The 14,698-nt window shown below is 42.5% G+C and carries 16 protein-coding genes; 3 read left to right on the top strand and 13 right to left on the bottom strand.

Features of this window, described 5'->3' with window-relative positions:
- Position 1: 1 nt before the first annotated feature.
- The 11 genes from ACXYSL_RS04380 to nrdR all read right to left on the bottom strand — a co-directional run bounded on the left by ACXYSL_RS04380 (position 2) and on the right by nrdR (position 11,620).
- Positions 2–1,033: a 3-deoxy-7-phosphoheptulonate synthase gene (locus ACXYSL_RS04380; RefSeq protein ID WP_458624062.1), complete on the bottom strand. Its 1,032-nt coding sequence runs from the start codon at positions 1,031–1,033 to the stop codon at positions 2–4.
- A 1-nt stretch (position 1,034) separates the two neighbouring features.
- The gene (locus tag ACXYSL_RS04375; protein WP_458624061.1) at positions 1,035–2,066 is read right to left on the bottom strand and encodes a 3-deoxy-7-phosphoheptulonate synthase; all 1,032 of its coding nucleotides are present in this window, start codon (positions 2,064–2,066) and stop codon (positions 1,035–1,037) included.
- A gap of 79 nt (positions 2,067–2,145) precedes the next feature.
- Positions 2,146–4,659 (bottom strand): preprotein translocase subunit SecA, encoded by a 2,514-nt coding sequence (gene secA / locus ACXYSL_RS04370; RefSeq protein ID WP_458624060.1) that lies wholly within the window; start codon positions 4,657–4,659, stop codon positions 2,146–2,148.
- Positions 4,660–4,802: 143 nt separating this feature from the next.
- On the bottom strand, positions 4,803–5,093 hold the full coding sequence (locus ACXYSL_RS04365) for a hypothetical protein (RefSeq protein WP_061588659.1): 291 nt from the start codon (positions 5,091–5,093) through the stop codon (positions 4,803–4,805).
- A 131-nt stretch (positions 5,094–5,224) separates the two neighbouring features.
- Positions 5,225–5,821, bottom strand: a complete 597-nt coding sequence (locus ACXYSL_RS04360) for a LemA family protein (protein ID WP_000812473.1) — start codon at positions 5,819–5,821, stop codon at positions 5,225–5,227.
- Positions 5,822–5,971: 150 nt separating this feature from the next.
- The gene (locus ACXYSL_RS04355) at positions 5,972–6,823 is read right to left on the bottom strand and encodes a TPM domain-containing protein (protein ID WP_084938970.1); all 852 of its coding nucleotides are present in this window, start codon (positions 6,821–6,823) and stop codon (positions 5,972–5,974) included.
- A 228-nt stretch (positions 6,824–7,051) separates the two neighbouring features.
- Positions 7,052–8,362 (bottom strand): ribosome biogenesis GTPase Der, encoded by a 1,311-nt coding sequence (gene der / locus ACXYSL_RS04350; RefSeq protein ID WP_084938969.1) that lies wholly within the window; start codon positions 8,360–8,362, stop codon positions 7,052–7,054.
- A 13-nt stretch (positions 8,363–8,375) separates the two neighbouring features.
- Positions 8,376–9,089 (bottom strand): NADPH-dependent oxidoreductase, encoded by a 714-nt coding sequence (locus ACXYSL_RS04345; RefSeq protein ID WP_458624059.1) that lies wholly within the window; start codon positions 9,087–9,089, stop codon positions 8,376–8,378.
- Positions 9,086–9,982, bottom strand: a complete 897-nt coding sequence (dnaI, locus tag ACXYSL_RS04340; protein WP_169446416.1) for a primosomal protein DnaI — start codon at positions 9,980–9,982, stop codon at positions 9,086–9,088. Before dnaI ends, ACXYSL_RS04345 begins: the two co-directional genes overlap by 4 nt.
- Positions 9,983–11,146 (bottom strand): replication initiation and membrane attachment family protein, encoded by a 1,164-nt coding sequence (locus tag ACXYSL_RS04335; RefSeq protein ID WP_458624058.1) that lies wholly within the window; start codon positions 11,144–11,146, stop codon positions 9,983–9,985. It lies immediately after the preceding gene.
- Positions 11,147–11,620: a transcriptional regulator NrdR gene (gene nrdR / locus ACXYSL_RS04330; protein ID WP_001203677.1), complete on the bottom strand. Its 474-nt coding sequence runs from the start codon at positions 11,618–11,620 to the stop codon at positions 11,147–11,149.
- 140 nt (positions 11,621–11,760) lie between these two features.
- On the opposite strand from nrdR, the gene ACXYSL_RS04325 reads away from it, so the two are divergent.
- Genes ACXYSL_RS04325 through ACXYSL_RS04315 form a run of 3 tightly spaced genes read left to right on the top strand, consistent with a single transcriptional unit; the run spans position 11,761 to position 13,570 of the window.
- Positions 11,761–12,126, top strand: coding sequence for a GntR family transcriptional regulator (locus ACXYSL_RS04325; RefSeq protein WP_167265239.1), 366 nt, complete (start codon positions 11,761–11,763; stop codon positions 12,124–12,126).
- Between the two features lie 4 nt (positions 12,127–12,130).
- The gene (locus ACXYSL_RS04320; protein ID WP_033584369.1) at positions 12,131–12,826 is read left to right on the top strand and encodes an ABC transporter ATP-binding protein; all 696 of its coding nucleotides are present in this window, start codon (positions 12,131–12,133) and stop codon (positions 12,824–12,826) included.
- A gap of 15 nt (positions 12,827–12,841) precedes the next feature.
- Complete coding sequence (locus ACXYSL_RS04315; RefSeq protein ID WP_247917589.1) at positions 12,842–13,570, top strand: hypothetical protein; 729 nt, start codon at positions 12,842–12,844, stop codon at positions 13,568–13,570.
- Positions 13,571–13,601: 31 nt separating this feature from the next.
- On the opposite strand, the gene ACXYSL_RS04310 is transcribed toward ACXYSL_RS04315, so the two are convergent.
- Both ACXYSL_RS04310 and ACXYSL_RS04305 read right to left on the bottom strand, forming a co-directional pair.
- Positions 13,602–14,297, bottom strand: a complete 696-nt coding sequence (locus ACXYSL_RS04310) for an LrgB family protein (protein WP_033584367.1) — start codon at positions 14,295–14,297, stop codon at positions 13,602–13,604.
- The gene (locus ACXYSL_RS04305) at positions 14,294–14,668 is read right to left on the bottom strand and encodes a CidA/LrgA family protein (RefSeq protein ID WP_002879833.1); all 375 of its coding nucleotides are present in this window, start codon (positions 14,666–14,668) and stop codon (positions 14,294–14,296) included. The genes ACXYSL_RS04310 and ACXYSL_RS04305 overlap by 4 nt, the downstream gene beginning before the upstream one ends.
- Between the last annotated feature and the right edge of the window lie 30 nt (positions 14,669–14,698).

Genomic DNA, 14,698 nt, shown 5'->3' with positions numbered 1-14,698 from the left:
CTTATTTTGTTAAGGTAGTATAAATTTCTTCTACCAAGGCTACTGTATTTTCCCATCCTAGACAAGGGTCGGTAATGGAGCAACCAAAGACCTCTGGTTGATTTTGGCGACCGTCTGCTAGGTAAGATTCGATCATAAAGCCTCGAACCGTCTTTTTAATCTTTTCATTCCAGTCACGATTCAGCAAGGCCTGACGAACAATGCGAATTTGTTCCATATACTGCTTGCCTGAATTGTCATGATTGGTATCGATGATAATGAAGGGATTTTCAAGTCCCATAGTCTCATAGCGATTGATGGCATTTAAGAGGGTTTCATAGTAGAAGTTGGGTTCATTTTTACCATATTCGTTCATGGCGCCACGAAGGATAACGTGGGCCAAGGGATTTCCTGAAGTTTGCACTTCTTGGCCATGATAAAGGAAGGTTTGCTTGTTTTGAGCTGCATATATGGCATTAAACATGACCCCAAGGTTCCCAGATGTTGGATTTTTCATCCCAACTGGAGCATCAATCCCAGAGGCTACAAAGCGGTGTTCTTGGTCTTCCACTGAACGAGCCCCAACAGCATGGTAGCTGACCAGGTCATCAACCAAAACGAGATTTGACGGATAGAGCATCTCATCAGCTGTTGTCAATCCAGTCTCCGTAATCACACGGTAGTGCAGTTGACGAACGGCTTGCAAGCCATTAATCAAGCTTGGAGCTTTCGAAGTATCGGGCTGATGAACCAAACCCTTATAGCCATCTCCATTGGTACGAGGTTTAGCTGTATAAACACGCATCACGATAAAGATTTTATCCGCAACTTTTTTCTGCAAGTCTGCTAAGCGGCGAGCATATTCGAGTACTGCTTCTTCATTGTCCGAAGAGCAAGGCCCCATCACCAAAAGGATTCGGTCGTCCTCACCCGAAATGATGGCTGCCAACTCTCTATCACGGGCTTCTTTTTTTCGCAAGGCTTCAGGTGACAACTGGGTCTCAGCCTTGATTGCTTCAATATCAATTTCTTGACCTTTTTCGATAAATGCCATCTTACTCTCCTAGCGTTTGGTAAATTTCGCGAATAAGTGCTTCTGTGTTGTCCCAGCCTAGACACGGATCTGTAATGGACTTACCAAAAACTTCAGGTTCATTTTGACGTCCATCTTCTAGATAGGACTCAATCATAAAACCACGAACGTATTTCTTGATTTTCTCATTCCAGTCACGGTTAATCAAGGTCTGACGAACGATACGGATTTGATCCATGTACCGCTTGCCTGAATTGTCATGATTGGTATCAATGATGATAAAGGGATTTTCTAAGCCCATCTTTTCATACTGGGCAATGGTATCCATCAAATTGTCATAGTAGTAGTTAGGAATATTTTTCCCGTATTCATTCAAGGCACCGCGAAGAATTGCGTGGGACAATGGATTCCCCGTTGTTTCCACCTCTTTACCGAGGAAGAGGAAACTCTGTTTATTTTGCGCTGCATAAATCCCGTTAAACATAACATTGAGATTTCCAGATATGGGATTTTTAAATCCTGTTGAGAAATCTGCTCCGCTCGCTACAAAACGGTGCTGTTGATCCTCTACAGAACGGGCTCCAACAGCCATATAAGAAATCAAATCATCCACCAGCGGAAGATTTTCAGGATAAAGCATCTCATCCGCTGTTGTCATGCCAGTCTCAGAAATAACGCGGTAATGTAAATGACGAACAGCCTTGATTCCATTGATCAAGCTAGGTGCTTCTTTAGCATTTGGTTGATGAATCAAGCCCTTATAGCCGTCTCCATTGGTACGAGGTTTAGCCGTATAGACACGCATGACCATAAAAATACGATTTTTGACCTCTTCTTGCAAAGCAGATAGACGCTTGGCATACTCGAGAACCGCCTCTTCATTATCAGATGAACATGGTCCAATCACCAAGAGAATACGCTGGTCTTCCCCACGGATGATGGCTTCCAATTCCTGATCACGTTGGTTTTTTCTCGCAAGAGCCGCTCCCTCTAATTTAGACAAGGCGCGAACTTCTTCAATGTTAATTTTAGGACTTTTAGCTGTAAATACCATGATTCATCTCCTTATAAAGCAAACGGACACCAAGCAAAAAATGATTTTTACCAGGTATCCGCCTGTATCTTATCTCATATTATTGTCTCTTACCATGACAGTTCTTGAATTTCTTACCAGAGCCACATGGGCATTGATCATTTCGTCCAATTCGGCTCAAGTCCACATCTTTTGGAAGCTGAGTCTGCTGCGCTGCGATATTACGAGTCGCAGTTGTACTGATATTGTGTTCAGTTTGAGGACGTTCCTGTTCGTGGATTTGTGCTTTCATCATCAAGCGAGTTACATCGAATTCAATCGATCCAATCATGTCGTTAAACATACGGAAACCTTCTGCTTGATATTCTACGACAGGATTGTTTTGCGCATATCCACGAAGACCAACAGCATTTCGCAACTGGTCAAGAGCATCGATATGGTCTGTCCACTTGTTGTCTACAACACGTAGGATCAAGACCTTCTGGAACTCTTTCACTGCTTCTTCATCACGAAGTTTGGCAACTTGGCTATCATAAACTTTCAAGGCACGTTGGAAAAGTTCATCTTTGATGGCCTGATCTGACAGACCTGCAAGATCTGAACGGCTGATTGAATCTTCTGGAAGCAAGTTATACTTAGCAAAGTTCAGGATTGCTTCCAGTTTTTCATCTTCTTTCGAACGAGCATGTGCATCTACGATTCGGCCAATGGTACGACGGATCATAGCATGGATTTCAGGTGCCAAGTCACGATCTGCTGTAATGACATCATAACGTTGTGCATAGATGATTTCACGTTGTTCACGCATAACGTCATCGTATTGAAGGACTTGTTTACGAGTATCGTAGTTGTTTCCTTCAACACGTTTTTGAGCTGCTTCAACTTGACGCGTTAACATGCGAGATTCGATGGCTTCGTCAGACATGTTGAGACGTTCAAAGACACCTTTCAAACGTTCTGAACCGAAACGTTTCATCAAATCATCTTCAAGAGACAAGTAGAATTGTGACTCACCTGGGTCTCCTTGACGCCCTGAACGTCCACGAAGCTGATTATCAATACGGCGACTTTCATGGCGTTCTGTACCAATGACACAAAGTCCACCAAGTTCACGAACCCCTTCGCCAAGCTTGATGTCGGTACCACGACCGGCCATGTTGGTTGCGATAGTAACTGCACCACGCTGACCAGCGTTCATGATGATTTGCGCTTCTCTGTAGTGGTTCTTCGCATTCAAGACTTCGTGAGGAACACCTGCCTCTACCAGTTTTTTAGAAAGAAAGTCACTCGTTTCAACTGCAACTGTACCTACCAAGACCGGCTGACCTTTTTGGTGACGAGCTTTTACATCTTCAACTACAGCCTTAAACTTCGCATCAAGACTGGCATAGAGAAGGTCTGAGTGGTCGATACGTTGGATTGGACGGTTGGTTGGGATTGGGATAACACGAATGTTGTATATTTCGCGGAATTCTTCTTCTTCTGTCTTACCAGTACCCGTCATACCTGCCAATTTCTTATACATACGAAAGAGGTTTTGGTAGGTGATAGAAGCTGAAGTCTTGGTCTCGTCTTGGATTGGAACACCTTCTTTAGCTTCAATCGCTTGGTGCAAGCCGTCAGAATAACGACGACCTTCCATGGTACGACCTGTAAATTGGTCGACAATCAAGATTTCTTGCTCTTCACTTACCACATAGTCGATATCGAGAATCATGATATAGTTGGCACGGAGGGCATTGTCGATAAAGTGGGTAAGAGCCACGTTTTCGACATCATAGAGATTCTCCAGTTTGAAATAGCTCTCAGCCTTGTCAATCCCAGAATCAGACAAACCAATCGTCTTAGACTGAATGTCAATAATATAGTCATCCTTGTCCAAAGACTTCACAAAGTGATCCGCCATATGGTAGAGCTGACTCGTTTCAACTGCATTGGCACCTGAAACAATCAAAGGAGTACGGGCTTCGTCGATCAAGATCGAGTCAACCTCATCGACCAAGGCATAGTTGAGCGGACGTTGTACCATGTTTTCTGCACGAACGACCATGTTGTCGCGAAGGTAGTCAAAACCAATCTCTGAGTTGGTTGAGTAGGTGATATCACAGAGGTACGCTTCTTTTTTCTCCATTGGAGATTTGGCTGCCAAGTTGATCCCTACTGATAGACCGAGCCATGAGTACAACTCACCCATCTCAGTCGCGTCACGTTCTGTTAGGTATTCGTTGACTGTAACTACGTGAACCCCTTTACCTGCAAGGGCATTGAGGTACACCGGCATGGTCGCCGTCAAGGTCTTCCCTTCACCGGTACGCATCTCTGGAACGTCACCATGGTGAAGAACAATCCCACCCATGACCTGAACCTTATAAGGGAAAAGCCCGAGGACACGTTTTGCTGCTTCACGAACTACCGCAAAAGCTTCATATAGTAGTGAATCAAGTGATTCACCCTTGTTGTAACGTTCTTTAAATTCGTCAGTTTTTGCTTTTAGCTCTTCGTCTGACATCGCAGCCATTTGGCTCTCATAATTAAGAACCTTATCAGCCATCTTTTCTAGACGGCGAAGTTCTCCTTTATCATTTTCAATAATCGTTTTTAAAATATTAGCCATGATTTTCCTTACTTTTTATTCTGAATATTTTAGAATGTTCTTTTCATTTTAGCATATTTACTGTTATTTTTCAAGAAAGAATCCTTGTTTTACAAAGGGGAAAAAAGGACTAGCTACTAGTCTAGTCCTTCATTTTTTAATGTTTAATTTCCCAAGAATACAGGCAGTATCCCAAAATACCAAAAGAGATTGATCCAGAAGGCCAAGCAAAAGATAATTCCAAAGATGAGAAGACTGATTTTTTTAATCAGCACGGAGTATAGGATGGATAAAACGCCAAAGACCACGAAGAGTTTTTTCATAACGAAATAATATACTGAAATTCCTCCTATTTGCCAATCCCAAGGAAGGAAAAACATGAGGAACCAGAGAAGGCAAATCGTAAGGATATATCTCTTGTAGTGCGCTTCAAGAAAGGCTTTTGTTTTCTCCATAGCAAACCTCCATTTGAGTCACTGTCTCTTCCCTTTTATTATACCAAAAAAACCTAGAAAAAGCTTTCCAGGTTCGGTTTGAAATCACTAGTCATACTAGAGAAATTCCTTTATTCATAGGCTGATTCACTTTATTGACTGGATGAAGAGGTTCCAAAATCGACCTTAGGAACTGTCTTGGCTTCTTCTGTTTCTTTAAAGGTTTCAGCTTCTTTGAAGTTCATCATATTCGCAAAAAGCACGGTTGGAAAACTTCTCAACTTTTGATTGTACTCAGCTGCAACCTTATTATAGTCCTTGCGTGCTACAAAAATACGATTTTCACTGCCTGAAAGTTCGACCATTAGTTGCTCAACATTTTGATTGCTCTTGAGTTCTGGATAATTCTCCGTCAAGGAAATCAAGCGGGAAAGAGCTGAGCTCAACTCTCCCTGAGCCTTTTGGTTTTCTTCCGATGTCACTGAGCTACTACCGATTTTAGCTCTAGCATCAGCAATCTTGGTAAAGACTTCGGTTTCATGATTCATTTGTCCTTTAACGGACTCCACCAAGTTACCAATCAAGTCCGAACGACGTTGGAGGGCTGTCGAGACATCGGCCTGAGCCTGCTCCACTTTAGTCTGTTCACCAACCAGACCATTATAGGTCGTCACTGCGGAACAACTTCCCAGAACTAGTAGTCCAAAAAAGATCGCCACTATTGAGAGAATTACTTTATTTTGTTTCATATCAAAACCTTAACACTTTCTTTTATCAACTTTTCTGAGAAAATACTCAGATTTTAAATCAATTTCCCAAACTTTGTTTTTATTTTTAATTAAGGAGTGAACTGTTGCAAAGGAATCACCTTACTGTATGGAGAAGCAATATATGATCACTCACCAGTCATCAGACGAACCACCGCCATCAAAGCCACCGCCGTCCCAGCCTCCAGATGAGTCGGAGCCTGAGTCAGACCAAGAAGATCCTGAATCTGATGAGTCACCGCCCCACCAGCCACCGCCAGAATCATCTCCATGTGAACCGCCACCACGGCCTCCAGATATAAATCCGATAATCATAACGATGAAGTAAATGAGAATTCCAAATCCGATAACTCCGTCGCTCGAACTGCTTTTTCGGTTCCGTTTTGAAGATTGACTCTCAGCTGTATACTTTTCAATTTCTCTTAGACGACTAGAATTAGTAGCATAGTCGTAACTACTTCTAGAACTTGAAGAAGTCGTACTCGATCCACTATAAAACATGTAGTTGAGATTGTTTGCTATAGAAAGAACTCCATTGCTGTAGTCTCCCTTTTGAAAGTAAGGTCGTGCTGTTTTCAAAAATCTATTGGTCTGATAGTCTGTGATTTTACTGGCCACATTATTGCTTGTTTCAATCCGTGATTTTCTATCCTCAACAGCGACCACAATCAAGGCGCCGTTGTTGTCTCCCGAGTAGCCAATCTTCCAAGCTCTAGCTGTTTCGTTGGCTACAGTTTCGATTGTTTCTCCATCCAGGCTTTTCACAACGTAAACGCCCATCTGGAATTTTTCTGCTTTTTGACTATTTACCTTATTCAAGCCTTGGATCAGTCTGATTGTATCATCAGTCAGATAGTGATTGGGATCATAGATTCCGTACTCAGGTTTTTCAGGTGCTGTGAATGCTGACAAGAAGAGAAAGACCATCAGCAACCCAAGCAAGCGAACCAACAAACTATGTTTAAATAATCTGCCTTTTTTCATAATAACCTCCCTGATAAAGGAAAATTGATTTAAGGAATTATAGCATTTTGATTTTTACAAAAAAAGTGCATTTTCATTACAAATAGATTACAAAAGCTAGGAAAATGATTGAAATTTGATGACAGATTCTCCTCCAATTTGATAGGTTCTTTTCTCCCTTTTTAGATAGAAAAAAAGAAGACTATGAAGTCTTCTTTTAAGTTATTCTTATTGGAAAATAAGCAAGGGTTACTTGCGTTTTCTTGCAATCAAGTGAATCGGTGTTCCCTCAAAGACAAAGGCCTTTCGGATTTGATTTTCTAAGAAACGCAAGTAAGAGAAGTGCATGAGTTCTTCTTCATTGACAAAGATGACAAAGGTTGGTGGCTTGGTTGCCACTTGGGTTGCGTAGAAAATCTTGAGGCGTTTTCCTTTGTCTGTCGGTGTTGGATTGATAGCAATGGCATCCATAATCACATCGTTCAAGACTGCTGATGAGATACGGGTGTTTTGACTTTCACTGATTTGCTTGATCATCTCAGGCAGTTTATGGAGACGTTGCTTGGTAAGAGCGGATACAAAGACAATCGGTGCATAAGGCAGATATTGGAACTGCTCACGGATATCCTCTTCCCATTTCTTCATGGTGTGGTTGTCTTTCTCAAGGGTATCCCACTTATTGACCACGATGATCATCCCTTTACCGGCTTCATGAGCAAAACCTGCGATACGCTTGTCGTACTCACGAATACCTTCTTCGGCATTGAGGACCATCAAGACCACGTCAGAACGGTCAATAGCACGCATGGCACGCATGACAGAGTATTTCTCCGTATTTTCATAGACTTTACCAGACTTACGCATACCAGCCGTATCAATCATGGTAAACTCTTGTCCATCAGCATCTGTAAAATGGGTATCAATGGCATCGCGCGTTGTTCCAGCTACTGGACTAGCAATCACACGGTCTTCTCCCAAAATGGCGTTGATCAAACTTGATTTCCCAACGTTTGGACGGCCAATTAAGCTGAATTTAATGACATCTGGATTTTCTTCTTCGACTTCATGTGGTAGATTTTCCACGATGGCATCCAGTACATCACCCGTACCGATACCGTGGACAGACGAGATTGGTAGAGGTTCGCCCAAACCAAGAGCGTAGAAATCATAAATATCATTTCGCATCTCGGGATTGTCAACCTTGTTAACAGCAAGGATCACAGGCTTATGGGTTTTATAGAGTTTGCGAGCTACGTACTCGTCCGCATCTGTAATCCCTTCTTTACCAGACACCACAAAAACGATGACATCTGCTTCCTCCATGGCAATTTCTGCCTGGTGTTTGATTTGCTCCATGAAAGGAGCATCGACGTCGTCAATCCCTCCAGTATCAATCATACTGAAAGAACGGTTGAGCCACTCACCCGTTGCATAGATACGGTCACGTGTCACACCCTCGACATCTTCTACGATTGAGATTCGCTCACCAGCGATTCGGTTAAATAGGGTTGATTTCCCAACATTGGGACGTCCTACAATGGCAACAGTTGGTAAGGCCATGTTTTCTCACTTTCTACAATAACTTTTTCTGTTCTAGATTCTTCCGAGTTGAACTAGGTTCGGCTTGGCCAAACTGCTCTGCCAAACGCTGACTCCAAGATGTTGTCGCACGCGCACCAGCATAGTCTGCCTGTACTTGGTCATAGTCCAAAATCGCTTCAACTGGCTGTTCTTGGTATTCTTCTTCAAATACCACTTGGTTCAAAGGCAGTCTTGGTTTGACCTCATGTTGTTGATTTGGCACACCGAGTGCAATCCCAAAAACGGGGTAGGTATAGTCAGGCAAGTTAAAAAGCTCTGCCACTTCTTCCGACTTGTAACGGACCAAACCGATAATCACACCACCATATCCCAGACTCTCAGCAGCAAGCAAGGTATTTTGCCCAGCAAGCGCAGCATCCACAGAGGTGATGAGGAGACCTTCCACTCCTTGGGGTTGGAAAGTATCCGTATGGAGACTTACTCCCTTTTCAGCTCGGTTCAAGTCACCAACAAAAAGTAGGAAAGCAGCTGACTGGCGAATGGCTTCCTGCGGAACCAATTCATATAAGGCATCTTTCTTCTCTTGACTACGCACAAGAATCACAGAGTAGGATTGGAAATTTTTCCAAGATGACGCCATTTGTCCAGCAGTCAAAATCTCGTCCAAGTCCGCTTGAGGAATTTCTTGCTCCTTAAAGCGACGAACTGAAGTATGAGCTTTCATCAGTTTAATGGTTTCTGTCATCGGCGATTTTCTCCTTCTAGTCTTGTCTCCTCAGCCAAATAACGAATCCTTTCCATGACCCGTCTAGCTTCCCAAGTCTCATCATTTCCATTCTTTCCTTTGGCAAAATGTTTTTCCAAATCTTGGAAATTAAAGTTGGAAGTAAAGAAGGTCGGCAAATCTTCCTGCATACGATACTGGAGAATAACTTGGAGAATCTCATCACGCACCCAAGGGGTAGACTGTTCTGCACCAATATCATCCAAGACCAAGACTTCTGCTAACTTGATGTCATCCACCAAGGTCTTCACAGATCCTTCACCGATGGCATTTTTCACATCAATGACAAAGCTTGGATAGTGGAGAATGGTTGTTGAAGCACCACGTTTTTCAGATAGGTCATGAGCAAGAGCCGCCATCATGAAACTCTTACCGACACCAAAATCTCCATAAAGATAGAGGCCTTTTCGGATGCTTGGGTAAAGGTCAACAAAGGCATAGAGTCTCTCAAAAATCGGCAAACGACCTAGATCATCCAGGTCAATCTGAGCCAACTTCGCTTTCTTGAGACTTGCTGGTAGATTGATCAACTTGAGACGATTCTTAATAGCCGCCTCTTTTTCTGCCGCGATTAGTTCTGGTGTTTCTTCATAAGATACATCCGCATATCCGTGATTCATAACCAAGATAGGCTTGTAGCCACGCGCTATATAGTCCGCATCCCCACGAAGAAACTTATCCCGTTCTGTAATATATTGGTTGAACTTGGAGATACTACGATTTAACTCCTCTTGGCTGAGGGATTCTTTCTGGATAAAAGTTGCTACATCTGGGTCTTTCATAATCTGCTGGACTAGGTCCTGATACTGAAAACGACTCGTCTGACGTTTAATAACGTCACCCACACTTTCCATCTAGTCTCCTCCTTCTTCTAATCGGGCTAACATTTCTTGTTTTTTGCGTTCAAGTTCCAGACGAGTTTCCTCACTGGTTTGATTTTTATATTCTGGATTGCTCCACTTGGGAACATTTGTCTTAGTTGAGCTGGCCTTGTTTTTCTGTTCTTCTTGCCCTTTTTGCTGGTGTTCTCGAATCCGAAGCACGGCTTCCTCAGCTGTCCGAATCTTACGATAGGCATAGTCGTTGGCGACTTTCATAGCATATTTTTCATTAACATTGGCCGAATCAACCTTGTTAAAGGTTAAAAGCAAGACGATATTGATAACTTCGTCCAACAAGCCTAAAGATGCCATCTGGTGAAGGAGTTCTCTTTCACTTTGGATGATATTTCCCTTACGTGTTTGCTTGATTTCTGCTAAAAATTCCAGGGGAGTTTTATTTTTGGCTTCATTGATAATGGTCATTTCTTTGGGACTAAAGTCAGAAGACGCTGGTTTTTGTGCTATCTTTTCACGCATGCGTTTGACTGAAATAACCTGAGCCACTGTAGTCGCCTTGGCTAATTGATAGGTTTCAAACCAGGTCCATTTTTTTTCATCTGCGATGGCAAACAGTTCCAAAACATCCGCCTGCTCATTTTCAAAACGCAAGCCATCTCGAGCCATCAGGCGCTGAAAATGCTCTAAATCAAAATCATTTTTCATCTTGATTTTAGACTCGGTTGGAGTCACTTCTTCGGTCAGGTTTGGAAATACTTGGCTCAAAGAAACAGAGAGTGCTTCTCCCTCACTTGGAGCTTGCTTCATAGAAGCAAGCGCAGTATCCCCAATCTTTCTCTCCAACAGTCTGCTATAGACAGAATGACTTAAAAAATCCTGAATAGGTAGGGGAGAATGAAGCTGCAATTCATAGGTTTCTCCCTTCTGATAAAGGGTCAACAAATCCAAAGCAGATAAGACTTTAAGGGATTGGAGCAAGGTCGGCATGCCAAAGTTTAAGTGATTGAGGATATGGGAAAAGAGGTGTTCCTTTTGACCACCATCCCAAAAGGTAATGGCATATAGATAGAGGCTCAGTGCCTCCTGACCGATAATCGGGAGGTAGCACCGCACCAGAGAAGAGGTATCTTGCGACACCCGATTATTCTTTAGAAAAGAAAAACGGTCATTTGGCTTCATTTACTTTTCCTTTTTCTTTTTTGAGGACTGGGTGATCTGCTGGAGCAGACTCTCCAACTCACTCACATCCTTAAAACTACGGTAAACGCTGGCAAAACGAACATAGGTAATCTCATCAAGCTCCGCCAATTCCTCCATTACTAAAGCTCCAATATATTCACTTTGGATTTCATTCTCACTGCGACTACGGAGTTTTTGCTCGATGCGATTGACCACCATGTTGATTTCATCACTCGAAACAGGGCGTTTCTGGGCTGAGCGAATAATCCCATTAAAGATTTTATCTCTCGAAAACTGCTCTCGTGTGCCATCTTTCTTGACGACAACCAGCGTTCTTTCTTCTACTCGTTCATAGGTCGTAAAACGATGCTGACACTCGTCGCACTCACGTCTTCGACGGATGGTATTTCCTTCTTCGGCCTGTCGACTATCAACAACACTAGACTTGGTAGCCCCACATTTTGGACAACGCATGCATTTCCCTCCTTGTCGTTTTCTTTTCATTATACCATTTTTTGATCAATTCCCAAAACAATTCTTATTTTTACTTGACAAGTTTTTTGTTTTATTGTATTATTTAATTAGAACAACAAAGATAAAGAAAGGAGACTATGATGTCCTGGTCATTTGATAATACAAAACCCATTTATTTACAGATTATGGAAAAAATCAAACTACAGATTGTTTCCCATGAACTGGAATCCAACCAACAGCTCCCTACTGTGAGAGATTTGGCGAGCGAGGCTGGGGTTAATCCCAATACCATTCAGCGCGCCTTGTCTGACCTTGAACGTGAAGGATTTGTATACAGCAAGCGAACAACTGGTCGTTTTGTCACCGAGGATTTGGACCTCATCGTTCAGTCCCGTAAACAACTTTCCGAGGAGCAACTGCAACACTTCGTCTCTTGCATGCTTCAATTTGGCTACAAAAAAGAAGAACTGCCAAATGTATTAAGCGACTATATCAAAGGAGTTTAAGACTATGACACTACTAGCACTTGAAAATGTATCAAAATCATATGGAGCAACTGCGGCACTTGACAATATCTCACTAGAGATCTCAGCTGGAAAGATTGTTGGACTCCTTGGACCAAACGGATCCGGGAAAACAACACTGATCAAACTGATCAATGGCCTCCTTCAACCAAATAAAGGACGTGTCCTCATTAACGGACAGGATCCAAGTCCTGCTACCAAGGCGATCGTCTCTTATCTACCAGATACGACTTATCTCAATGAACAGATGAAGGTCAAGGAAGCCCTGACTTACTTTAAAACCTTCTATCAGGATTTCAATCTTGAACGCGCCCAACATCTGCTTGCAGACCTTGGCATTGATGAAAATAGTCGCTTAAAGAAATTATCAAAAGGAAATAAGGAAAAGGTGCAACTGATTTTGGTTATGAGCCGTGAAGCCCGCCTCTACGTTCTGGACGAACCAATTGGAGGTGTGGATCCAGCTGCTCGTGATTATATCCTCAATACCATCATCAACAACTACTCACCAACCTCTACGGTGCTGATTTCAACCCACTTGATTTCAGATATTGAGCCAATCTTGGATGAGATTATCTTCCTCAAAGACGGGAAAGTCGTTCGCCAAGGAAATGTTGATGATATTCGTTACGAGTCAGGTGAATCAATTGACCAGCTCTTCCGCCAGGAATTTAAAGCCTAAGCAAAGGAGATTATTATGTTTTGGAATCTAGTTCGTTATGAATTTAAGAATGTCAATAAATGGTATTTAGCGCTCTATGGAGCTGTGCTTGCAATTTCAGTTTTAATTGGAACTTTTCTTGGTAGTCTTAGCCAGAGTTACAATTCTAACAATGCTGTTTATTTCATCTTCTTTTTGGTACTAGTCTTTGGAGGACTCAGCGTCACTCTTTGGATTGCAACAATCTTTTTAATCATCCGAAGATTCAAGGGGAGTGTTTATGACCGCCAAGGGTATTTGACCCTGACCTTGCCTGTCTCTGAGCACCAAATCATCATCGCAAAACTTTTAGGTGGTCTTGTCTGGTCCATCTTAAGCTATATCGTCTTTATCTTGAGTGTACTGATTATCTTCTTCTTAACACCGATAGAAAAAGACTTCACTTACCTCTATAACTTCATTTCCCCTTACCTCAGCTACGGTTGGCTCTATGCCCTGTCTCTTCTAGCAGGTTCGATTACATGGATCTTGTCCATTTACCTCGCAATCTCAATCGGGCAACTCTTTAATGAGTATCGAACAGCTATGGGAATTCTAGCCTATATCGTCATTGCCATCGTCATTGGTTATGTTTCTCTCTTTTTCCGAATTGAAAATAACTTTAACATGATGATTGGTACAGAAATTCTGCGCGATCTCTTTCTATCAGTTATCTACTATCTCGGTACTTATTACATCTTGAAAAACAAGGTTAATTTGCAATAAAAAATGCCCAGCTAGAAAGCTGGGTTTTTCTTTAACTCAATATCAAACTGGCTACAATAGGGCTGACAAAGACATAGAGAATACCGGTAACACCGATAGCCAAGCCACCCATGGCTCCTGCTACAGAACCGTATCGAAAGGCCGTTCCCGTTCCAACTGCGTGACCTGTTCCTCCAAGAGAAAGTCCGACAGCCACTGGATCATCAATCTTCAACCACTTCAAAAGGGTTGGTCCAATAACACTGGTTAAAATCCCAGTTGCCACTACGACGACCAAGGTCACAGTCGTCAACCCCTGCAATTTTTCTGTAATTCCCACTGCCATGGCGGTTGTCACTGACTTTGGAAAGAGAGAAATGGCTAGGAAAAAGTCCATGCCAAAGATTTTCGCAACTATGGCAGTGAAGCTAGTATTGACAACGACTGCTAGCAGACTACCAAAGAGAATACTCCGTGCATGGTGCTTCATCAAGTGAAAGCTCTTATAAAGCGGAATCCCTAGAGCCACTGTCGATGGGACTATCAAATTGTTCAGATAAACCCCACCTTGGTAGTAATCCTGGTAAGAAATACCCGTCGCCTTAAGAAGGATGATAATGAAAATTGCCGATAAAAGCAAAGGTGTTGTCAAAGGATGGGGAAAACGTCTGTAAATCAACATCCCCACTAGATAAGCAAGGATAGACAAGGCAAGCCCAAACAGGGGATTGGAAACAAATTCACTCATTTGGCATCTCCTTTCTCATAATCTCCCTCAAATCGTCTCTTGATGAACTGAACTACCACTGCTATGAGGATAATATTGATGACAGCCGCAAAAAAGACAATCAAGACGATGGGCAAGAGATAGGGAGCAATCACATCAAACTTTTCCATGATTCCCACCGCTGGCGGCAAAAAGAGAATGGTCATATTGGCCAGCAGAAAATTCCCCACCATGTTGACATGCCTGGTCCTTAACCACTTGAACTGCAGGGCTAGAAAGAGAATCATCAAGCCGATAATACTGCCTGGGATGGGCAGATGAAAGAAACTGGAGATTCCCTCACCGATCAATGAAATCACAAAGAGAATCATTAATTGAACATATAATTTCATTCTAAACTCCACGAAATAGACTTCTTGCAT

It is taken from the genome of Streptococcus sp. V913 (genome assembly GCF_054353455.1).
The sequence above is the reverse complement of the archived record's forward strand: the minus strand, read 5'-3'. Positions and strand labels throughout refer to the sequence as shown.

Excerpts from the sequence above, each read along its gene's own strand:
- ACXYSL_RS04360 (WP_000812473.1), bottom strand. The coding sequence starts at position 5,821 with ATGAAACAAAATAAAGTAATTCTCTCAATAGTGGCGATCTTTTTTGGA.
- ACXYSL_RS04320 (WP_033584369.1), top strand. The coding sequence starts at position 12,131 with ATGACACTACTAGCACTTGAAAATGTATCAAAATCATATGGAGCAACT.
- der (WP_084938969.1), bottom strand. The coding sequence starts at position 8,362 with ATGGCCTTACCAACTGTTGCCATTGTAGGACGTCCCAATGTTGGGAAA.
- secA (WP_458624060.1), bottom strand. The coding sequence starts at position 4,659 with ATGGCTAATATTTTAAAAACGATTATTGAAAATGATAAAGGAGAACTT.
- ACXYSL_RS04380 (WP_458624062.1), bottom strand. The coding sequence starts at position 1,033 with ATGGCATTTATCGAAAAAGGTCAAGAAATTGATATTGAAGCAATCAAG.
- ACXYSL_RS04310 (WP_033584367.1), bottom strand. The coding sequence starts at position 14,297 with ATGAGTGAATTTGTTTCCAATCCCCTGTTTGGGCTTGCCTTGTCTATC.
- ACXYSL_RS04375 (WP_458624061.1), bottom strand. The coding sequence starts at position 2,066 with ATGGTATTTACAGCTAAAAGTCCTAAAATTAACATTGAAGAAGTTCGC.
- nrdR (WP_001203677.1), bottom strand. The coding sequence starts at position 11,620 with ATGCGTTGTCCAAAATGTGGGGCTACCAAGTCTAGTGTTGTTGATAGT.
- ACXYSL_RS04335 (WP_458624058.1), bottom strand. The coding sequence starts at position 11,146 with ATGAAGCCAAATGACCGTTTTTCTTTTCTAAAGAATAATCGGGTGTCG.
- ACXYSL_RS04365 (WP_061588659.1), bottom strand. The coding sequence starts at position 5,093 with ATGGAGAAAACAAAAGCCTTTCTTGAAGCGCACTACAAGAGATATATC.
- ACXYSL_RS04355 (WP_084938970.1), bottom strand. The coding sequence starts at position 6,823 with ATGAAAAAAGGCAGATTATTTAAACATAGTTTGTTGGTTCGCTTGCTT.
- ACXYSL_RS04345 (WP_458624059.1), bottom strand. The coding sequence starts at position 9,089 with ATGACAGAAACCATTAAACTGATGAAAGCTCATACTTCAGTTCGTCGC.
- dnaI (WP_169446416.1), bottom strand. The coding sequence starts at position 9,982 with ATGGAAAGTGTGGGTGACGTTATTAAACGTCAGACGAGTCGTTTTCAG.
- ACXYSL_RS04315 (WP_247917589.1), top strand. The coding sequence starts at position 12,842 with ATGTTTTGGAATCTAGTTCGTTATGAATTTAAGAATGTCAATAAATGG.
- ACXYSL_RS04325 (WP_167265239.1), top strand. The coding sequence starts at position 11,761 with ATGTCCTGGTCATTTGATAATACAAAACCCATTTATTTACAGATTATG.
- ACXYSL_RS04305 (WP_002879833.1), bottom strand. The coding sequence starts at position 14,668 with ATGAAATTATATGTTCAATTAATGATTCTCTTTGTGATTTCATTGATC.